Raw genomic sequence first — 20,681 nt, 5'->3', positions numbered from 1 at the left:
TGTTACAATATAACAAAACATAAAGATGCTGCCTATGAAGAACAGTGAAGTGGCGTTTCAGCCAGAGCATGATCACTCAAAATGTGTTGATACCGCGCTACGTGAGGCTGCCGAGCGCTGTCGTGAGCGTCAGCTGCGCCTGACACCGATTCGTGAGTTGGTGCTTAAGTTGATTTGGCAAAGTCATCGGCCGCTTGGGGCTTATGAATTACTTCCTGCTATGGCAGAGGCGGGTTTTAACTCGGCGCCGCCAACGGTGTATCGCGCGCTTGATTTTCTGCAAGAGCAAGGGTTGGTTCATCGTATAGCGTCCCTGAATGCATTTATCGGTTGTAGCCACCCAGATCATCGCTGTACGAATAGTTTTTTAATCTGCACGCAATGCAAAAGCGCGGTAGAACTCGACGCGCCCGATGTATTGACGGCTGTTAGCCGCCGAGCTGAAGAGGTGGGCTTTAGGGTGGAGTCAGAGATCGTCGAAATCGCTGGCACGTGCCCGAACTGTCAGAAAGGTACTGAACATGGCTGAGCCAGTGGATTTGGTTCGCTTGGAGCATGTGGATATCCGTTTTGGAAGCAACCATGTGTTACAGAATATCTCACTCAACTTGCACAAAGACTGCATCACGACGCTGATTGGCCCTAATGGTGCAGGTAAAACCACGTTAGTGCGGGTCGTTTTAGGTTTGATGAAGCCTACGCTGGGTGTTGTTTGGCGTCAGCCGAACTTGAAAGTCGGCTATATGCCTCAGAAGCTACAAATCGATCGGACTTTTCCCCTTACCGTGCTGCGCTTTATGCAGACATCGGGTATTAAAGCGATGGCTGAGATTGAAGCGGCGCTCGCGGCAGTGCGCGCAGATTACCTGCTTAATCACTCGATGCATGATCTATCTGGCGGCGAAACGCAGCGTGTTCTGCTGGCAAGAGCGCTGCTGCGTAACCCTGATTTGTTAGTACTGGATGAGCCGGTGCAGGGTGTTGATATTAACGGCCAGGTTGAACTGTACGATTTGATTGCGCAGATCCGTAAAGCGCGGCGTTGCGGTGTGTTGATGATTTCACACGACTTACACTTGGTGATGTCCTCAACTGACCATGTGGTGTGCTTAAACCACCATGTCTGCTGCTCAGGACGCCCTGAGCACGTGAGTAATGATCCTTCCTTTGTTGAACTCTTCGGTCAGCGCGGTGCTGATAGCTTGGCGCTTTATAGCCATCATCACAATCATCGTCATAACACACATGGCGACGTGATTGCTGACCAACCACAGCCATCGGAGTGCTGCCGTTAGATGTACGATTTTCTGTTATATGCCGTGCTGGGCGGCTTAGGTGTCGCGCTTATTGCTGGGCCGTTAGGTGCGTTCGTGGTGTGGCGGCGCATGGCCTATTTTGGCGATAGCTTGGCGCACTCTGCACTGCTGGGTGTCACGTTGGGTTTCTTGTTGGATATCAACATGAATTTGGCCGTGGTGCTCTGTTGTTTGGTGTTGGCAGTGTTACTGGTGAGTTTACAAAAGCAGCGGATTATCGCCACGGATACGCTGCTGGGTATTATGGCGCATAGTGCTCTGTCGCTGGGTTTGGTGGCGGTCTCGTTTTTAGATGGCGTGCGCGTGGATCTGATGGAGTTTCTGTTTGGTGATCTATTAGCAGTTGGCCTGCAGGACTTGATTTGGATTGTCGTGGGGGGTGCGGCGGTACTAGGGATGCTCAAATGGTGCTGGGATGATCTGCTAGCCATTACCATTAATGAGGAGCTCGCTCAGGTCGAGGGTGTCAATGTGGCCCGTACACGTTTGATTTTGATGCTGCTGATCGCGTTGGTGATCGCGATCGCCATGAAGATCGTAGGTGTTCTGCTGATCACTTCGCTGATGATTATTCCCGCCGCTGCGGCACGGCGTTTGTCTTCAACGCCAGAGCGGATGGCACTGTTTGCATCGCTCATTGGTTGTGTAGCGGTATTGGCGGGGATCAGCGGTTCATGGCAGTGGGATACCCCTGCCGGACCAACCGTTGTGGTCGCTGCGCTGATCCAGTTTTTAGCGATCTATCTACTGCCACTTAAGCGTGCCCGTATTTAACGGGTTAACGCTTCCAGAGTAGGTTGATCAGGGCTCCAAAGATGATCAGGCTACCGCCAACCCATGTCCAAAGCGTTGGAATTTCAGCAAAGCAGATCCATCCCAGCAGCATCGAAAAGATCACCTGTACGTAGGCATAGGCGCTAGCCTTACCGGCCTCTTCTGTTTGCATCGCTTTGGTGAGTCCCACTTGCCCCACTTGAGTAAACACGCCGACCAAGAGCAGTAGTACTAGCGTACTGAGCGAAGGCATAACAAATGCATCTTGCATCACTATCAGTGTGAGCGATACCGGCAGTGCGATCAGCGGGAAGTAGAGGATAATAACCGAGCTATCTTCACTTTGGCTCAAGCGTCGCACGAAAACATAAGCGATGGCACTGCCCAGTGCGCCCACCAGCGCGGCTCCGACACTTAGAGTCGGGAGCGCCATTGTGCCACCGAACAAGAACTCTGGTCGGACAATAACGATTAACCCCGTGATAGAGAGCAGTAAACAGAGCGCAGTGGCACGCTGAATGCGTTCGTTGAGAAATATCAGAGCGAGAAGCGCCGTAAACAGCGGATAGAGGTATTGAAGAATCGTGGCTTCTGCCAGCGGTAGCGTCGAGACCGAGTAGTATACGCAGATCAGAGCGACCGTCCCCACCACGCCGCGTGCTGTTAGCAGTGCGTGACGCTCTCCCCACATCGAGATACCTTTTCGCTTCACATCAACATAGCTGATCAATAGCGAGACGAGCGAGCGGGCCGCAACAATCTCTAATACAGGGATACCCTGCAAGCTAACGGCTTTCACGCATACCGCCATCAAAGCAAATCCTAAAGCAGAGAGCAGCATATAGCGGACGCCGATGGGCACTAGCGATGCAGAAGCAACGGTGTTCATAGAGTTCTCTTAGTTATGTGTAGCTTACGGTGAAGCTATTGAGGTCGTTGGAAGGTTTCGCCAGCGATGCGGCAGGCGTCGTAGCGGTGGCAACTGACTTCATGATCGTTAACCATACCGATTGCCTGCATATAGGCATAGCAGATGGTTGGCCCAACGAACGTCATGCCTGCCTTTTTGAGTGCCTTGGAAAGGGCTTGTGACTCAGCGGTTTCAGCCGGCACGTTACGGTAATCATCCACATGGTTTTGCAGTGGGCGGTTATCCACAAAAGACCATAAGTAGCGTGCAAAGCTACCGTATTCGGCTTGAATCGCAAGAAACGCACGCGCATTTTTCACCACCGAGGCGATCTTCAACTTGTTGCGGATAATGCGCGAGTCTTGTTGCAACTGAGCTAGGTATTCATCGTTGTAGTGGACTATTTTAGCGGGGTCGAAGTTATCGAACAGTGCTCGATAACCCTCGCGTTTTTCCAATACGGTGCGCCAACTCAAGCCTGCTTGGGCACCCTCCAAGACAAGAAACTCAAACAGCAGGCGATCATCTGTTTGGGGCATCCCCCACTCAGCGTCATGGTAAGCCTGTTCTAGCTCTGAATGGGTGGCCCAATAGCAGCGTTGGCACATGGTAATCGCCTATCAGTGGTCGCGGCGTTGCGAACCAGGGTTTGCAACAAAATTGAGTGGTTGAGCGGGCTCAAGCTCTACTTTTTTGTTCACGCGCGTTTCAAGTTCTGCGACATCCTCAGGCGTGCCATCGAGGTTTTGACCGTCGACATAGTCGCAGCGCACACACTCGCGATACTCGCGGCGTTCGTTACGATATACACGAATCGTGTCCATCTCACCGCAGCGTGGGCAAACTGCCCCGGCAACAAAACGTTTTACCACTGACATAGTGGGTTCCTCCTAGGATTGAATACCTGAATGACGCAGCAACGCATCGACGCTTGGTTCACGGCCACGAAACGCGACAAACAGTGCCATTGGCTCCTGTGATCCGCCCTGTTCGAGGATCGTCGAGCGGAAGCGCTGTCCGGCTTCTTGATTAAAGATACCCACCTCCTCAAAGAGGGAGAAGGCATCAGCCGAGAGCACTTCCGCCCACTTATAGCTGTAATAACCGGCCGCGTAACCACCTGCAAAGATATGGCTAAAACTATGCTGGAAGCGGTTAAACGCTGGTGGTGTCACCGCCGCTACCTGCTGTCGAACATCGTCTAACAGCGCTTGTATATTGGTGGCCTGCGGATCGTACTCATGGTGCAGGCGGAAGTCGAACAATGAGAACTCCAATTGGCGTACCAACATCAGTGCCGACTGGAAGTTCTTCGCCGCGAGCATTTTATCAAGTAGCGATTGTGGCAGTGCCTCGCCTGTTTCGTAGTGGCCTGAGATCAGTGCCAGCGCTTCGGGCTCGTAACACCAGTTCTCCATAAATTGGCTCGGTAACTCCACCGCGTCCCACGCAACTCCATTGATACCGCTGACATCAGCGACTTCAACTTGGGTCAGCATGTGATGGAGACCGTGCCCAAATTCGTGGAACAACGTTGTGACTTCATCGTGAGTCAGCAACGCCGGGTTATCTCCGACAGGCCCGTTGAAATTGCAGACAAGGTACGCGGTCGGTAGCTGCAACGATCCATCTTGTTGGCGATAGCGATTACGGCATACATCCATCCAAGCCCCGCCACGCTTGTGTGAGCGGGCAAAGGGGTCAAGGTAGAAGCTCGCAATCTGCTCACCCGCACGACTGATCGTGAAAAAGCGGGCATCTTTGTGCCAACTATCAAACTCAGCGACCTCTTTGATCTCAATATCAAACAGCTTCGCCGCCACCGCAAACATGCCCTCTACCACTTTTGGAAACGGGAAGTAGGGGCGCAGCATCTCTTGTGAGATAGCGTAGCGTTGCTCTTTTAATTTCTCGGAGTAGTACGTGACATCCCACGCTTGTAGATCAGCTAGGCCATCGGTCTCTTTGGCAAATTCGGCAAGCTCACTGAGCTGCGTACGCGCTGCGGTAACGCTTTTGTCTGCAAGGTCATTCAAGAAACCAAGCACTTGTTCGGGTGACTCCGCCATTTTTGTGGCAACCGAGTAGTCGGCGTAGGAGTCAAAACCTAGTAGCGCCGCGAGCTCTTTGCGCAGGTTGAGCGTTTCTTGCATCACCGCGCTATTGTCCCACTGGCCGGCGTTAGGGCCTTGATCGGACGCGCGTGTTGCATTGGCTTCATAGACTTCACGACGCAGCTCGCGGTTATCACAATGCGCCATCACAGGATAGAAAGAGGGGAACTCAAGCGTAATCAGATAGCCCTCTAGAGACTTCGCTTGTGCCGCTTGCTCAGCCGCAGCTAGCGAGATATCAGGTAAGCCAGCGAGTGCATCTGCATCGGTGATATGTTTGGTCCAGCCCTGCGTTGCATCCATTACATTTTCGGAAAACTTAGTCGAGAGTTCCGATAAACGCTGGCGAATTTCGGCGAAACGCTGTTTTTTATCATCCGGCAGGTCTATGCCCGAAAGCTTGAAGTCCCGCAGGTTGTGGGCCAGCGCTGTTTGCTGTGCGGGTGATAGGTTTGGCTGCTGCGCAACGCGTTGATAGGCTTTAAACAGCGCCTCATTTTGGCCAAGCTCGGTCCAATATTGGGAGAGTTTGCCGAGGTTTTCGTTATACGCTTCGCGCAGTTCATCACTATTCACGACGGCGTTCATATGGGAGACCGGCGACCACGCATTAGCAATTGCATCGTTTACCGCGTCGAGTGGAGCAACAACGCTGTCCCAGTCGCTGAGCTGATCGTTCTGCGTCACATCCGCCACAACGGAGCGTGCCTTTGCGAGTAATTGATCGATCGCTGGTGTGACGTGCTCTGGTTTGATGGCTGCGAATGGGGGCAGTGTGGCGCTATCCAATAACGGGTTACTCATCAATCTCTCCGGTCGTCATCTGAGTCATATTGATAGTATACAATGGGGTCATTTCATCAGTATGCAAGCCGGAGGTGTGTTGTGTCGATCAGAAGTTTTCAAGGAAAAACGCCCGTCACGGGGGAACAGGTCTTTATTGATCCAACGGCTGTCGTGCTGGGTGATGTCACCTTAGGTGATCATAGCTCTGTTTGGCCGCTGGTGGTCATTCGTGGTGATATGCACCGTATTCGCATTGGCCATACCACCAGTATCCAAGATGGCTCTGTGCTGCATATCACCCATGCAGGCCCCTTTAATCCAGACGGATTTCCGCTCACCATTGGTGACCACGTTACCGTGGGGCATCAAGCAACTTTACATGGCTGCACTGTGGGCAACCGCGTGTTGATTGGGATGGGCGCTATGGTGATGGATGGTGCAGTGATTGAGGATGATGTAGTACTAGGTGCAGGCAGTTTAGTGCCACCGGGTAAAGTTTTGAAAAGCGGCTATCTCTATGTGGGTCGGCCAGCAAAAGCCGCTCGTGAATTGACTGAAAAAGAGCGCTCGTTTTTTACCTACACCGCCGAGAATTATCGTAAGCTGAAGGATCAGCATCTTGCTGAGCTTCCCAGCCAAGCCTAAACATAATGTAAGGAGTTGATGGTGAAACAACAGGACTATGCAACGCTGAGCGATTACCCCATCGCTAAACGCTGGCCCGCGCAGCACCCGGAGCGCCTGCAGCTTTACTCGTTTCCGACACCCAACGGCGTGAAGATCTCGATCATGCTTGAGGAGCTGGGCGTCGATTACGAAGTGCATCGTGTGCGATTAACCGATGAAGATGTGAAAAGTGATGCGTTTTTATCCCTTAATCCCAACAATAAAATTCCCGCTATCATTGATCCGAATGGCCCAGATGGTAAACCGCTTGGTTTGTTTGAAAGTGGTGCGATTTTGCTCTATCTGGCGGATAAATATGGAAAACTGTTGGGAAATAGCGCCGCTGAACGGCTTAAAATCACCCAATGGTTGATGTTTCAGATTGGCGGTGTTGGGCCAATGTTTGGGCAACTGGGTTACTTCTGTGCGTTCGCTGGCAAAGAGATCGAAGATCCACGCCCGCGTGAGCGCTACATCAATGAAGCGAAGCGCTTGCTCACGGTGATAGATGCCGCACTAGCGGATCAAGAGTGGTTGGTGGGTGAGTTCTCGATCGCTGATATTGCCGTGGCGCCGTGGTTACAGACGCTATCGAAGTTTTACAAAGTTGATGACCAAGTGGAGCTACACCGCTTCCCTCATGTGCAGGCCTATATCGCGCGCTTTGACGCTCGGGATGCTGTGCGCCGCGGTTGGCAGATACCATCAAGAGAGGGGTAGTCTTTGTGAAGTAATGCTTTGGATACATCCATAATGTTAACCATCACTTCTTGAGATCTTTTTTGACCGAGTTATAGATATTTGTCTGCAGTTCCGCGATGGCGGTTTCGTCCAATGTTTTCAGTTCTTCGATTATCGCTTCGGCTTCTTCAGCGCTGTCGCTTTCCGTCGCTTCAAGTGTATTGTTAAGTAGTGCTGCTTCATTCGTACTAAGGCGTAAGGACTCAGGCTCATAGGCACCGTCTTCATTAAACAGCGGACTGATAATCACTTTCCATTCTTTACCGTCGTAGATAGCAGCCTCGCTGCCACTGGCGATCATTAGCAGGTCATCACGCACGCTGAGGTATTTACAATAGATAGGTGGATTAAAACGTTCTATCTGGCCATCTTTGATTTTAACAAGCATGTGGCTGTTGCTTAGAATCACGTGATCCTGATAAGCAACAAAGTCGATATGGTAGATTTCATTGCTGGCTTCCCAGATCACTTTCCATTTACTACCTTTGCCCTGAAAGATTTTCCCGCCCTTTTCATCTTTACCAAAAATATAGACCCAACCATCCGGGCCGCAGCAGATACCGTCGGTTTGCAGTTTTTTATAGCCAAGACTTTTTAAATCAACTTCTTGCCATTCTCCAGATTCTTGATAGAGGACTATGCCTTCTGAATCAAGCAAATAGAACGCGTCAGAAGAAAAAGCATCAAAGTCTGTCAATACATATCTTCTTCTCCCTCTTTTGGAACGGTTATCTTCAAGGAGGGATTCAGGAAGATTAATTTCTTCCCATTCGTTTGTCTCAGCATTACGCTTATAGACACAGGCGAAGGTCAGTATATAAAGTTCTTCCCAAAAAGTTTTTAGCTTTTCTATAGCTGGTGCTTCCTCATCACCTGAGCCCACTAAGTAACCGTATCCCCCAGTATCTGCTAAATATAAGCGATTATACGGTTCACCTTCGACGGCTAAGGAAGGGACTGAACGTAAATTCTTAAAAACCGATTTAGAGATGGTTTTTCCTGCAGGAAAGAAATCAGGTGCCCAGCTGATAACCCTCCATTCTTCAAACTTTTTCCGCCTGTCAAAATTATCAACAACAGCTAACAGGTAAGCCGCTCTATTATTTTTGATAGCACAATCTACAATACTAAAGCCTTTCAGGCAGTTATCCCATTCTGACCTTTTCATTTATCCTCCAAAATCTAAATCACCGGAACCTGTATTATTAGATTCTGCACTTGGGTCACCATTCCACTTTGCAGCGGTTTTATGATCCGTTAATGGCATACTGCCACTAGTTGAACCACAAAGTTCATCATAATAATCTTCTATTTGCGCCAACAGACATTTTGCACTACAACCCGATAATGGGAATGTTTTAAGAATAGATTCAACCACCATTTTTTAGCGTCTTTAAAACTTATTTCCGGTTGTAAAATTTTTCGTGGTTTAGATGCAGTATCGATAAGCTTTTTATTTTTTAAAATCTTATCGAGCTCTGTGTGTATTTTTTCATGAGAACCGCCTTGTGAATGACTAGTGCCTTCCACACAAATGGATAAGCCCGCTTTACGTTCATATTCCGGGCAACTTTCAAAACCCTTCATCCATGTATCAGGAATCACATGGTGAGCCGTTTGACCTTTGCAGCAACCATTTTTCCCTGTGTTATTCATTTTTGTACTATTGTTATCCTTAACAACTTCTTTTGCAGATATCAGTGTAGAAATGTGAAGCTTTTACTGCAAGATTCTTCTAAACATGGCTTTAGCCATCTGATCCTTGAACTGGTTAAAAGGTATTGCGGCCAGTTCAGGGTCTTTTCCCTGATCGTCCCAGTAGCGCAGCTGCAAACTCTCGGTGAAGAAGGGCTCATCCTCGAAGGCATCTAGCTCCTCATCCGTCATCAGCCCGCCTTGATACTTTAGTGAATAACGTGAAGCTTCTGAGAGTGTCTCTAGATAGCCCTGCTCCATAGTGCACAGGTAGCGTTTAGCTTGGGCATGTAAGCGAATGGGCTCGGTCACCGCCGGGGGAAACAGATCTTGGAGGTAGTCGGCACCGGCTTTGTCATGCTTAAAGTTGCCGTGCTGTGGGTGGACCTCATCAATAAGGTGGCCAATGTCGTGCAGCAGCGCTGCGGTTACCATCTCAGGTGGCTGTTGCGCAAGCACTGCTAGTTGTGCGCACTGTACTGCGTGTTCGGTTTGCGAGATACCTTCGCCGTAGGTTTTCTCGCCATGTTCGGCATAGATAGCAACTATCTCGTCGATCACGTTTTGCATGGTTGGTCTCATCTTAGTTGGTTGGATAAACGGTGCCGCAGTTTATCCAACCGGTATGAAAACCATGTGACAGGTGGGCTACTGCGCTAGTAGATGCTCGTAGCGCTTATCGGTGAGCGTTTTTAAGAAGGCCACCAGCGCATCGATGCGCTTATCATTAAGCGCTGGCCCCATCTCTAGCGTGTCGATCGAGAGGTTCTCAGCGACCTCGGGGGCCGCCCATGCTGCGCCGGTCTCCGGGTTGATTTGGCGCTTAGCGCTTTTGCTGTTATATTTGTTGTAGAACAGCACCACGGTACGTAGATCTTTAAAGACGCCGTTGTGCATGTAAGGGCCTGTTACCGCGACATTGCGCAGTGTAGGTGTTTTGAATTTCCCCTTCTGTTGGGGATCATCGATAGCTGGGTGCTGCCATAAGCCCAGATCTGGACCTGAGGCTCCATTCAGCGCTCGCAAAGCGGTGTTCTCGGGAACGCCGATATTGTGGTACTCGTAGTTGCTGAAGGTTTCTTGCTTGCGGCCGGGTGCATCGCGCAGTTGGTGGCATTGGTTGCAGTTGGTGAACTGTTGCGAGAAAAACAGTGTATGGCCTAACTCCTCCTGCGGGGTGAACTCATATTCGCCGCGCAAAAAGCGGTCGTATTTGGAATCAAAAGGAGAGAACAGCTCTGTTTTTTCAAACGCTTGGATCGCATCCGCCATAGCAGTGTAAGCCGCTTCAGGTTGAGAAAAGATAGCGTCCCCGTAGATCCCTTTGAACTGCTCAACATAGTGGCTGTTCGCCATGATGCGCGCCACCACTGCGGCACTGTTGGGCATCCCCATCTCGATAGGGTTGGTTGGTGGTCCCATCGCTTGCTCAGCTAGCGTGTTAACACGTCCATCCCAGAATTGTCCGCCCGCATAGTTACCCGCTTTGTTCCGATGAAATACCGGTGTAAATGCGGCATAGCTGGCCGTTGGTGCACTGCGATCACCCAATGAGTGCCCATCGTCCCCTAACGATACGGCGGCAGCAACGCCTTGACCACGCGGATCAGCAAAGCCTGCGTTTGGTGCGTGACAGGTAGCGCACGATTGCGTGCCGTTCTTCGACAGATTCGCGTCAAAGTAGAGCTGCTGACCAAGCAACACTTTCTGGTTGAGGTGCTTTTCATCCGAGTGAATCTCATCTTGCGCATAAGCACTGGACGCGACAACGGCCAGAAGAAGGGCTGCTGGGTAGAGTTTTTTCATGGGGGTAACCGAAAGCATAGAAAGCGTAAGAATAGCGAAGCTGCAGGGCTTTTTGTAATGATCTCAATCAATTTTGTTAGCTTCAAGGAAAAACAAAATTGAAACAAGAATGGTTATTGTTTATATTTTCGTGCAAATATCAATCACAAGATGGAGTGTGTCCTGATGAAAGCTTTCTCAACGCTAGCGCTTGCTATCTCGCTTGCGTCTGCGCCTGCTGCCTTTGCAGCCAATGTTTCTGATGTTCTGAATACATACGGAAATATTGCTCAGGCAACGTATGCGGATTCACTGACAACCGCTAAAGTGCTGAAAACAAAAATTGAAGCGCTACTGAAAGAGCCAACTGAGGCAAACCTACAAGCCGCGAAGCAAGCTTGGATCGACGCACGTGTACCCTACCAGCAGACGGAAGCTTACCGCTTTGGTAATGCGATCGTGGACGATTGGGAAGGCAAAGTGAATGCATGGCCGCTGGATGAAGGCCTGATTGACTACGTTGATGCAGGGTCTTATGGCGAAGAGTCTGATGAAAACGGTTTATACGCAGCTAACGTGATTGCTAATAAGCAGCTTAAAGTCGGCAGCAGCACCGTTGATGTATCTAACATCACGCCTGAGCTATTAGCAGAAACATTGCATGAAGCTGATGAAGTTGAAGCGAACGTTGCAACGGGCTACCACGCCATTGAGTTTTTGCTGTGGGGTCAGGATTTGAATGGCACCGACAAAGGCGCAGGTAAACGCCCGGCAACGGACTTCAGCACAGATAACTGCACAGGTGGTCACTGTGATCGCCGCCGCGACTATCTGATGGCGGCTACCAATCTATTGATCACTGATCTCGAAGAGATGGTAGGTAACTGGCAAGAGGGCGGCGCAGCGCGCAAAGAGCTAGCGGCGAAAGGTGAGAAAGGTGGCTTGGCGACCATGCTAACAGGTATGGGGAGCTTGTCTTACGGTGAGCTTGCAGGCGAGCGTATCAAGCTAGGCTTGATGCTGCATGATCCAGAAGAGGAGCATGATTGCTTCTCGGACAACACGCACTGGTCACATTACTATGATGCAAAAAGCATCAAAAATGTTTACTTAGGTGAGTACACGCGTGTTGATGGTTCCAAAGTGTCTGGCCCAAGTCTATCTGATTTGCTGAAAAAGCAAGCGCCAGCAGTTGATAAGCAACTGCGTGCTGAGCTGAATTCAACAGAAGCTGCGATGCAGAAAATGGTTGATGAGGCGCAAGACGGCAATACATTCGATGTACTGATTGCAAGCGGCAACAAAGCGGGCAACCAAGTGGTACAGAATGTTGTCGATGCACTGACAACGCAAACCAAGTCGATCGAGAAAGCGATCGAAGCGCTAGAGCTTGATAAGATTGAAATTGAAGGCTCTGACAGCTTGGACAATCCAAAGGCTGTGCTTGAGGGTTAATTAAACCGATATGCAGACCTTAACATCACGCTGGTACTTTGCTGCCAGCGTCCTCCTGACCTCTGCCCTTATGGCGGAGGTTGCTGTTTCTGGGGGCCATGTCGCACCCGCGTTTGATCCGACTGAGCGCTTACCGGCTGGCAGCGCCACCTATCAGGGCAAGCTCAGCAAAAAAGCGCTGATGCATCCTGCACCCAATATCTCCTTTGAAGATCGCATGGATTTCAATCTAGGCAACAGTCTGTTTGAAAAGCTTTGGGTCTCCTCGCCCTCTTCCACAACGGCCAGTGATGGCCTTGGGCCATTGTATAACGCACGTTCATGCGCGCGCTGCCATGCGCGTGTGGGGCGTGGTCACGCACCGGATCCGACAGTAAAAAATGATTCGCGTACCTCGATGCTAATGCGCCTAAGCATCCCCGCTCAGACACCACAGCAAAAACGCCTATTAGCTGGGTTTCAGGCCGGTGTGATCGATGAGCCGATGTATGGCTCTCAGTTGCAAGATCTGTCGGTGCAAGGTTTGCCGGCGGAAGGGCAGTGGCATGTTACCTACACGCCGCACGAGGTGGTTTATCCCGACGGGCGCAAGGTGGTGCTACGCAAGCCGAGTTATCGGGTTGATCAGCTTGCCTACGGCGATCTGCATCCCGATGTGATGTTATCGCCGCGGGTTGCTCAGCCGATGATCGGTTTGGGTATGCTCGCGGCAATCGAAACCGACGATATCCTTACGTATGAGGATGAGCTGGATCGCAATCATGATGGGATCTCTGGGCGGGCTAATCGGGTTTGGAACCAAACTCAGGGGCAGATCGAGATCGGTCGCTTTGGTTGGAAAGCGGGACATCCCACGCTGTTGCAACAAAACAATAGCGCGTTCTTAGCTGACATCGGTATCTCCACAACGACGTATCCCTATGGCCAGGGCGAGTGCACACACCGCCAAGAGGGTTGTTTAGCGCTGCCAAACGGTAACAGTGAACACCTAGATAGTGTGGAAGCGTCAGCCGAGATGGCACGGTTGGTCACGTTTTACGTCGGCAATCTTGCGGTACCGGCGGCTCGGAATGTGAGTTCTCCGGCGTATAAGGCGGGTCGTGAAGCGTTTTACACGGTGGGCTGCCAAAGCTGCCATCGTCCAAGCTACCTGACATCAACAAATGCGCCGAAACCGCAAGCACAGCAACGTATCTGGCCGTATACTGACCTCCTGCTGCACGATATGGGTGAAGGATTAGCGGATAACCGCCCTGAATTCTTAGCGAATGGGCGTGAATGGCGCACGGCTCCCCTTTGGGGAGTCGGCTTGACTGAACTCGTCAACGGCCACAACCAACTACTGCACGATGGCCGCGCGCGCTCGGTGGAAGAAGCGATCCTTTGGCATGGCGGCGAAGCTGAAGCTGTGAAACAGCGTTTTATGCAGTTGCCTAAAACGCAGCGAGAAAATTTGATTCGATTTGTGGAGTCGCTCTAGATGATGAATAAAGGGATGGGTATTCGCTATTCTTTAGCGCTGTGCGCAGCACTGATGGTACCTAAAGCGCATGCCGTTCTTAGTGATGAACAGTTTATTGGCCTTACCGAGTCGGTTGTGGATCAGCATGTTCTACCGCGCTACCAAGCGTTAGCCGCCAGCTCCAAGACGCTATCCACGCGTGTTAGTGCGCTCTGTGCTGCCAAGCCGCAGGCCTCGCTGGCTGAGGCGCAGCAAGCGTTTATTGCAGTATTGCAGGATTGGCAGCAGGTTCAGCATATTCAGTTTGGCCCAGTGACGCTGCTGATGCGTAACTACAGCATGCAGTATTGGCCTGATAAGAAAAACTTAGGTGGTAAGCAGCTGCGTGCTGCGCTAGCTGATACCAATGCTGTTTATGATGCTGCCTACTTACAGCATGCCAGCATCGCGCTAAAGGGCTTTTCCGCCATGGAGCGTTTGCTGTTCACCAAGCACGCGCAGCAATTGACATCAGGCACGCCGACATGTCGGCTGAGCGATGGTATCGCGCAGCATATCGCCACGAGTAGTGCCGCGATTGTATCTGAATGGGCGGCTGAACGTGACGGGATGCTCAACGCCAATGAAGATAGCGATTACTACGAGTCGCCGGAAGAGGCCGCAACGGTTCTGTTTAAAGCGCTGGTGGAGCCCGTTGAGGCGATCCGTGACAGCAAAATCCTTGCACCGCTAGGCGAGACTTACGATAAGGCGCGTTGGACCCGCAGCGAATCATGGCGCAGCGACCAGTCTGTACCGAATATGGTGAGCAACGTATTGGCGTTACAAGCGTTATATCAGACGACTGCGCCGATCAGTATCAAAGGGTTGTTACATAGCGTGGATGCCCCGCTGGCTGCCGCGATCAGTGAGCAGTTTGCTGCGGCGCTAGCGGCTTTGCAGGCGGTACCGCAGGTTAAAGGTAAAACCGTATCTAAGGAGGCCTACGATCAGCTTAAAGTGGCTGAACGTGCACTGCGCACGCTGCAAAACTCCTTGTTGGCTGCAACACGGCAGTTGGATATCCAGTTAGGATTTAATAGCCGTGATGGAGATTAAGCGCCGTGCTTTCTTAGGACTGCTGGCAGCAACGGGCGCAGTGGCAGCAATGCCTGCGCTTGCAAACCAGAGCCGAGCAATCCCTGGCGTGTATGCATCGGCTAGCCGTGGTGAAGATGGCCGTTACTATCTGAATGTGGTAGCGCAAGACGCGTTACGCGTCACCCATCTGCTGCCTGAGCGAGCTCATCAGGTGCTTTTTCATCCTCAGCAGCCTTGGGTTATAGCGGTGGCACGCCGCCCCGGCATATTTATCGATATTGTCGATTACGACAGCGGCCTGCTGGTGAAACAGATCATTCTTGCTAAGGGCCACTATCTTTACGGGCATGTTCAAGTGACCGCTGATGGCCGCTACCTGTTAACCACAGAAAAACACCCCGACCAGCAGGAGGGGCAGGTGGTTGTGCGCGACTTACTCGCTAATTTTGATGTGGTGCAGCGGTATTCGACTGGCGGTATCGGACCCCACGAGTTAAAGCTCACTGCGGATCAATCCGAGGTGGTGATTGCCAATGGCGGTATTTTGACCGAAGGCCGTGAAAAGCTGAATCTCGAGACGATGCAACCATCATTGGCCTATCTTAACTTAGCCAGCGGTAAGATTGTTGAGCAAGTGGCACTGGATGAGCGCTACCATCAATCCAGTATTCGTCACTTTGATCTGTCGGCCAATGGCGATGTGTTAATTGCGATGCAGTACCAAGGCCACCCGGCCGATGATGTACCACTAGTTGCTCATCATCGTCGCGGGCAGCCGCTTATTGCACTGGACATACCTACGCCTGTGCGTACACAACTAAAACAGTACTGCGGTAGCGCATGCTTTGATAGCACAGGGCGCTTCGGTGCTGTATCTGCTCCACGTGGCAATCGCGTGATGTTCTGGGATATGACCTCAGGGCTGTATCTGGGTGATGTGAAAACAAAAGATGGCTGTGGTCTTGCACCGACGGATGTAGCTAGCGAGTTTATTGTGAGCACAGGGCGTGGCCGCTTCTACCGTGTGAACGCCGCTACCGCAGAGCGCCAGCGCTTATCGCTACCGGGTGAAGCGACATGGCAGTGGGATAACCACATGGCGCGCTTAGTTGGTTGAGCGGCTACAAACGCGGGGGACTAGCTATCGGCGCCCCCGCTTTTCATGTCTGGAGTAGTTCAACACACAAAGTATTTGAACTGCTCCTATCTATTAATACAGCAAGCTTAGTTTAAGGTAGCTCTGGAGTAGCTGCTACATTGATGGTGTAAGTGGTCCCAGTAGTTGAGTCCTCAATAACCGTTTTTATTATATCATTGCGATATTCGACCGCAGGGGCCGATGCCCCCTCTGCGCGAAGGGGTCTGCCGTTTAATGTAAAGTAAGTGAAGCGCTGCAGGCGCTGTGGCGAATTGCTGGATGGGATTTTAGCGGCGTCATAGCTGTTCCGGAGAGTGGCAACATGTACCGAATCACTATAAAGCTCAGCGCTGATATTGTGCCTCCTTATTTCCGGTAATTGATCTCCGTGAGGGTCTTCGTTTGTCACGCTCATCTTGATGCAGTTGATCGACGAAGTTAAGGCGTTACCGTTGCGAGTCGCCACGACTGCAAGTTGCCGTATATCGTCCTTTTTGATTGGAAAGAGGATGCGCTCGAACTGAGTAGTGAAAGATTCGGTAACTTGGTATGTTTCGCCTTCGGGGGCTGAAGTTGTCAGAGTTCTGTTTGTAGTAAAAGCAGGACAGGAGCTGCGGAGATTACCGCTCTCTGATCTGTAATACTGTGCAATGGCTTCTGTGCCATAATCTGCATTATTGAAAGTAACTTTGCAGCCAGTTATTGCATCTATATTCTTGCTGCTGAAGTCATTATCGTTGCAGCTTAAGATACGCCGATTAGATGTGATAGATATTTGGTCGATATCTAAGGCTTCTTGTTCAAAGTTTGAGACTGGGTAAAAACCAAACGCAGAATCTCCTTCTTGCTTTAAGCCTTCATAACTCCCCACCCGACGAGACTGCCACTGTGTTCCGGGCTCAAGCGCGGCTTCGAATTCCAAGCGTGTAATCTCTGTCCACTCTGTCTCTGATGGATTAAGTACAGCGAGTTGCTGGGCGTAGAAGTGCTCAAGGGCATCGAGCGGTGCTACAAGTTGGTCCTTGCCGAATAGACGCAGTAGATCTTGGATAGCGGTTTGCGCAGCAAAGTCAGTTTCGCTCAGGTTAAAGTTGATCGTTTGCCCTGCTAAGTAGTTGTGCACTTGGCTATAGAGCTGTATTCCGTTATCGGGGTTCGCGTCGCTATCAAGTGTTTGGAGCAGGCGCAGTTGGTTGGTCAGGCGGCGATCAAGGCGGTTCTCAAGGCCGGGGAGTAATGACTTTGGCGTGAGAATAGCGTTGCCTAGCGCACTTCCGAGTGAGATATCACCCATCGCAAAGCTTACCGTGCTGCCCTCTGGGTAGTAGAAACGGCCTTCATTATCAGTGTAGCCGGTCATATCGCCAGCAGTGTAGTAAAGCCCTTCTACTGGGGAGTCCAGAAAAACCCCCTCTTTTGTCAGCACTTCATCAGTGGGTGGTGGAGCGTCATCGCCCCCACCGCCACCACCACACGCAGTCAGAAGAGAGGCCACAACCACATAAGCGCCCGAGCGAAGTCCTATCATTACAATTCCTTAACGTATTGATTTATCGCGTACAGATCTACTCTTTATCATTTGAGATCACTAGGTCTTCTGCAACGCGTTGCGAATATTGAACCTTAGTTTAGAAGCTTTCTAGATAGGATGCATCTGCTGCGATATATCACGATTTCATAACATCGTCAGTATATTTGGAACTATGTAACCCAGCGTCTATCTTCTATATATCGATTGCAGAATGGTGCTTGGTTACGAGCTTCCAACCAAGGCTAAAACTTTTTTTGAAATTTTTTTAAAAAAAGTTGTAAGGAATCGTGACCGGGCGCGACTAACCCAATAAGAGAAGGAAATACGCAGGCTTTAAAAGAAAATAAAAAAATTTTCAAAAAAGCTGTAAGGATTCTGAAACCCAAACGACTAAGTGAATAAGAACCCAGTAAATAGATGTGCTCATTCACTCAACGAACCGTGTAACTCAACTAAAATTTTAAGGTGACAACAATGAATAAGACAATCAAACCTATCGTAGCTTCTGTTGGTACAGCTTTTCTTCTTGGCGCAGCAGCTGCCTCTGTTCAAGCAGCAGAAAACCCATTCGGTGCTCAACAGCTGAGCACAGGTTACGAGCTAGCGGGTAGCCACAAAACTGAAGAAGGTAAGTGTGGTGAAGGTAAGTGCGGCGGCTCTAGCAGCAAGTCTGAAGAGGGTAAGTGCGGCGAAGGTAAGTGCGGTGGCTCTAGCAGCAAGTCTGAAGAAGGCAAGTGCGGCGAAGGCAAGTGCGGTGGCTCTAGCAGCAAATCTGAAGAAGGTAAGTGCGGCGAAGGTAAGTGCGGCGGCTCTAGCAAGTCTGAAGAAGGCAAGTGCGGCGAAGGCAAATGTGGTGGCACTAAAAAGCAAGGCTAATCGCTAATTAGCAGCTTTATGTTCTACCTACGGGCTCTACTTTAGAGCCCGTATTGTTAAAGGGGCTTCAATATGATGACACAAAGCTTAGAAGGTGCTGGCTTAGGCTTCCGGCGCTGCATGCTAAATGATCTTCCACCGCAGGGGGCTGATGGCCCGGCTTTTTTAGAAGTCGCACCGGAAAACTGGATGCGGATGGGTGGCCGTTTAGCGCGCCAGTTCAAAGACTTGACCGAACAGTATCAATTTGTAACGCACGGCTTGTCGTTATCTGTTGGAGGCCCTGAGCCCTTAGATCGAAACTTTTTATCCGATCTTAAGCAGTTTTTAGATAGCCATAACATCGATACCTACACCGAGCATCTGAGCTATTGTTCAGATGATGGGCATCTTTATGATTTGATGCCTATCCCGTTCACCCAAGAGGCTGTGCACTACGTTGCTGAGCGGATTAAATCTGTGAGCGAACAGCTTGAGCGTCGATTGGCGGTTGAGAATGTCTCTTTCTATGCGATGCCCGCTCACGATATGACAGAGCTAGAGTTTTTGTTGGCAGTGCTTGAAGAGGCTGACTGCGACCTGCTCTTGGACGTAAATAACATCTACGTCAACAGTGTGAATCATCGCTTTGATGCGGCAGAGTTTTTAGCAGCGATACCCGGTGAGCGAATTCGCTATATCCATGTTGCAGGCCATTATGATGAAGCGTCTGACCTGATTGTTGATACCCATGGTGCTGATGTTATTGACCCTGTGTGGGCACTGCTCGAGCAAGCGTATCGACAGTTTGGTGCGGTTCCAACGCTGTTGGAGCGTGACTTCAATATCCCACCCATGGCTGAGTTGATGGAAGAGGTCCATAAAATCCAACGTATGCAAGCTGATGCGCCAAGTGTACCGGCCTACCAAGGAGCATCGAATGTCTTACGCCTCTGACACATCTGACTTTAAGGCGCTGCAGCGCCAGTTTGCAGCGCATATCCGTGATCCACAGGTCCCGGTGATTGAGGGCATTGAAGATCGGCGCATGAAGATCTATCGCGACCTGTTCTTCAACAATGTGAGCAACTTTACTACGACTGCATTTCCCGTTGCTTTTAGCATTATGGGAGAGACCTGGTGGCGCACTGCTGTGCGGGATTTCCTGCGTGATTATCGTTGTGATAGCCCCTACTTTCACTCTATCAGCCAAGCCTTTTTAACTTTTTTGACGGAAGTGCGCGGCAGTACAGGTGATGAACCACCTTTCTTACATGAGCTAATGCACTACGAATGGGTGGAGTTGGCGCTCGAAATTTCAGAGAGCGATCCAAGTCAAACCGCATCAGAGCTTACCGCTGATCTACTAGCAGGGCACCCGGTACAGTCGCCACTGGCCTGGTCGTTAAGTTACCACTATCCGGTACAGCAGATCAGCGCAGATTATCAGCCATCGGAGGTGCCAGATCAGCCAACATGGATGATGGTACATCGCGATGCTCAAGATCGCGTCAAGTTTACCGAGCTCAACGCACTGACCGCGCGTCTGCTCTATCTGTTGGATCAAGATGAACAGTTATCGGGTAGAGCGGCATTGGCGCAAATCGCAACAGAGTTGGGACAAGAAGACCCAACCGCCATTATTGAGGCAGGTGCGCAAATTTTAACCCAGTTTTACGACGCAGGAATCTTGTTAGGCGCTCGTCCACTCGAGGAATAAAACCTATGAACACAATAATAAATCTATATCGACATATCGACGCGGTGTTTGCACGGATTCGTGTGGCGGATGGTATCGCGCCGCTACTGCTGCGCTTGTACTTGGCGCCCGTACTGATGCAAGCGGGCTATAATAAGCTGTCTCACTTTGAGGATACCGCAGCATGGTTTGGTAATCCCGATTGGGGGTTGGGCTTACCCATGCCGGAGGTGATGACTGCGCTGGCGGCTGGCACTGAGTTCTTTGGTGGAATCGCACTGATCTTTGGTTTTGCAATCCGTTTGATTAGCATTCCCCTTATGGTGACGATGCTGGTGGCGGCGTTTGCGGTGCACTGGGAAAATGGTTGGTTAGCCATTGCCGATGCCAACAGCTGGTTAGCCAATGACCGTGTGCTTGAAGCGGCTGAGCGTTTGCAGCGTGGTAAAGAGATTCTAGAAGAGAATGGTAACTACAGTTGGTTAACCGGTCGTGGATCGTTTGTGATTCTTAATAACGGTATTGAGTTTGCCATCACCTACTTCATTATGTTGCTCAGCTTGTTCTTCACGGGAGCTGGTCGTTACTTTAGCGTCGATTACTGGTTGGCGCGTAAATTCAACTTCCAAGCAGCGTAAGCTGTAAACAAAAAAAGCAGCCAATGGCTGCTTTTT

General features: G+C 50.6%; 22 protein-coding genes. 13 read left to right on the top strand and 9 right to left on the bottom strand.

From position 1 onward, the window contains the following. Positions 1–34: 34 nt before the first annotated feature. From E4L36_RS10720 to znuB, 3 genes are read left to right on the top strand one after another with little or no spacing between them, the layout of a single operon-like run. Positions 35–529, top strand: a complete 495-nt coding sequence (locus E4L36_RS10720; RefSeq protein WP_127693455.1) for a Fur family transcriptional regulator — start codon at positions 35–37, stop codon at positions 527–529. Continuing rightward, positions 522–1,295 carry a zinc ABC transporter ATP-binding protein ZnuC gene (gene znuC / locus E4L36_RS10715; RefSeq protein WP_127693454.1) on the top strand — a complete coding sequence of 258 codons (774 nt, stop codon included), beginning with the start codon at positions 522–524 and terminating at the stop codon, positions 1,293–1,295. Before E4L36_RS10720 ends, znuC begins: the two co-directional genes overlap by 8 nt. Then, a complete protein-coding gene (znuB, locus tag E4L36_RS10710; RefSeq protein ID WP_127693453.1) occupies positions 1,296–2,090 on the top strand; it encodes a zinc ABC transporter permease subunit ZnuB in 795 nt (264 codons plus the stop codon). Positions 2,091–2,094: 4 nt separating this feature from the next. Here znuB and E4L36_RS10705 read toward each other — a convergent pair whose 3' ends face one another. From E4L36_RS10705 to prlC, 4 genes are read right to left on the bottom strand one after another with little or no spacing between them, the layout of a single operon-like run. Continuing rightward, positions 2,095–2,979: a DMT family transporter gene (locus tag E4L36_RS10705; RefSeq protein ID WP_136680602.1), complete on the bottom strand. Its 885-nt coding sequence runs from the start codon at positions 2,977–2,979 to the stop codon at positions 2,095–2,097. A 35-nt stretch (positions 2,980–3,014) separates the two neighbouring features. Beyond that, positions 3,015–3,608, bottom strand: a complete 594-nt coding sequence (locus E4L36_RS10700) for a DNA-3-methyladenine glycosylase I (RefSeq protein WP_136680601.1) — start codon at positions 3,606–3,608, stop codon at positions 3,015–3,017. Positions 3,609–3,620: 12 nt separating this feature from the next. Continuing rightward, positions 3,621–3,878 (bottom strand): YheV family putative zinc ribbon protein, encoded by a 258-nt coding sequence (locus E4L36_RS10695; protein WP_127693450.1) that lies wholly within the window; start codon positions 3,876–3,878, stop codon positions 3,621–3,623. A gap of 12 nt (positions 3,879–3,890) precedes the next feature. Next, a complete protein-coding gene (prlC, locus tag E4L36_RS10690; protein WP_136680600.1) occupies positions 3,891–5,918 on the bottom strand; it encodes an oligopeptidase A in 2,028 nt (675 codons plus the stop codon). A gap of 81 nt (positions 5,919–5,999) precedes the next feature. Between prlC and E4L36_RS10685 the strand changes: the two genes are divergently transcribed. Continuing rightward, positions 6,000–6,545 carry a gamma carbonic anhydrase family protein gene (locus E4L36_RS10685; RefSeq protein ID WP_127693448.1) on the top strand — a complete coding sequence of 182 codons (546 nt, stop codon included), beginning with the start codon at positions 6,000–6,002 and terminating at the stop codon, positions 6,543–6,545. Positions 6,546–6,563: 18 nt separating this feature from the next. Next, on the top strand, positions 6,564–7,286 hold the full coding sequence (locus tag E4L36_RS10680) for a glutathione S-transferase N-terminal domain-containing protein (RefSeq protein ID WP_136680599.1): 723 nt from the start codon (positions 6,564–6,566) through the stop codon (positions 7,284–7,286). Positions 7,287–7,329: 43 nt separating this feature from the next. Here E4L36_RS10680 and E4L36_RS10675 read toward each other — a convergent pair whose 3' ends face one another. The 4 genes from E4L36_RS10675 to E4L36_RS10660 all read right to left on the bottom strand — a co-directional run bounded on the left by E4L36_RS10675 (position 7,330) and on the right by E4L36_RS10660 (position 10,808). Beyond that, on the bottom strand, positions 7,330–8,475 hold the full coding sequence (locus E4L36_RS10675) for a hypothetical protein (protein ID WP_136680598.1): 1,146 nt from the start codon (positions 8,473–8,475) through the stop codon (positions 7,330–7,332). A 140-nt stretch (positions 8,476–8,615) separates the two neighbouring features. Beyond that, complete coding sequence (locus tag E4L36_RS10670; protein WP_136680597.1) at positions 8,616–8,963, bottom strand: hypothetical protein; 348 nt, start codon at positions 8,961–8,963, stop codon at positions 8,616–8,618. A gap of 63 nt (positions 8,964–9,026) precedes the next feature. Beyond that, the gene (locus E4L36_RS10665; RefSeq protein WP_136680596.1) at positions 9,027–9,572 is read right to left on the bottom strand and encodes an HD domain-containing protein; all 546 of its coding nucleotides are present in this window, start codon (positions 9,570–9,572) and stop codon (positions 9,027–9,029) included. Between the two features lie 78 nt (positions 9,573–9,650). Then, positions 9,651–10,808, bottom strand: coding sequence for a cytochrome c peroxidase (locus E4L36_RS10660; RefSeq protein ID WP_136680595.1), 1,158 nt, complete (start codon positions 10,806–10,808; stop codon positions 9,651–9,653). 165 nt (positions 10,809–10,973) lie between these two features. Here E4L36_RS10660 and E4L36_RS10655 point away from each other — a divergent pair, with 165 nt between their 5' ends. Genes E4L36_RS10655 through E4L36_RS10640 form a run of 4 tightly spaced genes read left to right on the top strand, consistent with a single transcriptional unit; the run spans position 10,974 to position 15,901 of the window. After that, the gene (locus E4L36_RS10655) at positions 10,974–12,242 is read left to right on the top strand and encodes an imelysin family protein (protein ID WP_136680594.1); all 1,269 of its coding nucleotides are present in this window, start codon (positions 10,974–10,976) and stop codon (positions 12,240–12,242) included. A gap of 10 nt (positions 12,243–12,252) precedes the next feature. Further along, positions 12,253–13,722, top strand: a complete 1,470-nt coding sequence (locus tag E4L36_RS10650) for a di-heme oxidoredictase family protein (protein WP_136680593.1) — start codon at positions 12,253–12,255, stop codon at positions 13,720–13,722. Further along, complete coding sequence (locus tag E4L36_RS10645) at positions 13,723–14,802, top strand: imelysin family protein (RefSeq protein WP_136680592.1); 1,080 nt, start codon at positions 13,723–13,725, stop codon at positions 14,800–14,802. It begins immediately after the preceding gene. Next, entirely contained in the window at positions 14,792–15,901 is a 1,110-nt protein-coding gene (locus E4L36_RS10640; RefSeq protein WP_240770715.1) for a DUF1513 domain-containing protein, read from the top strand. Before E4L36_RS10645 ends, E4L36_RS10640 begins: the two co-directional genes overlap by 11 nt. Before the next feature lie 112 nt (positions 15,902–16,013). On the opposite strand, the gene E4L36_RS10635 is transcribed toward E4L36_RS10640, so the two are convergent. Beyond that, positions 16,014–17,450: a hypothetical protein gene (locus E4L36_RS10635; protein ID WP_136680590.1), complete on the bottom strand. Its 1,437-nt coding sequence runs from the start codon at positions 17,448–17,450 to the stop codon at positions 16,014–16,016. Positions 17,451–17,927: 477 nt separating this feature from the next. Here E4L36_RS10635 and E4L36_RS10630 point away from each other — a divergent pair, with 477 nt between their 5' ends. The 4 genes from E4L36_RS10630 (at position 17,928) to E4L36_RS10615 (ending at position 20,645) form a co-directional block, all read left to right on the top strand. After that, complete coding sequence (locus tag E4L36_RS10630) at positions 17,928–18,329, top strand: hypothetical protein (protein WP_136680589.1); 402 nt, start codon at positions 17,928–17,930, stop codon at positions 18,327–18,329. 72 nt (positions 18,330–18,401) lie between these two features. Next, the gene (locus E4L36_RS10625) at positions 18,402–19,265 is read left to right on the top strand and encodes a DUF692 domain-containing protein (RefSeq protein ID WP_136680588.1); all 864 of its coding nucleotides are present in this window, start codon (positions 18,402–18,404) and stop codon (positions 19,263–19,265) included. Then, positions 19,249–20,028 carry a putative DNA-binding domain-containing protein gene (locus E4L36_RS10620; protein WP_169051526.1) on the top strand — a complete coding sequence of 260 codons (780 nt, stop codon included), beginning with the start codon at positions 19,249–19,251 and terminating at the stop codon, positions 20,026–20,028. The genes E4L36_RS10625 and E4L36_RS10620 overlap by 17 nt, the downstream gene beginning before the upstream one ends. A gap of 5 nt (positions 20,029–20,033) precedes the next feature. Continuing rightward, the gene (locus tag E4L36_RS10615; RefSeq protein WP_136680586.1) at positions 20,034–20,645 is read left to right on the top strand and encodes a DoxX family protein; all 612 of its coding nucleotides are present in this window, start codon (positions 20,034–20,036) and stop codon (positions 20,643–20,645) included. Positions 20,646–20,681 lie beyond the last annotated feature (36 nt).

Source organism: Neptunomonas sp. XY-337 (genome assembly GCF_004959845.1).
GTDB classification, from domain to species: Bacteria; Pseudomonadota; Gammaproteobacteria; order Pseudomonadales; family Balneatricaceae; genus Neptunomonas; species Neptunomonas marina.
The sequence above is the reverse complement of the archived record's forward strand: the minus strand, read 5'-3'. Positions and strand labels throughout refer to the sequence as shown.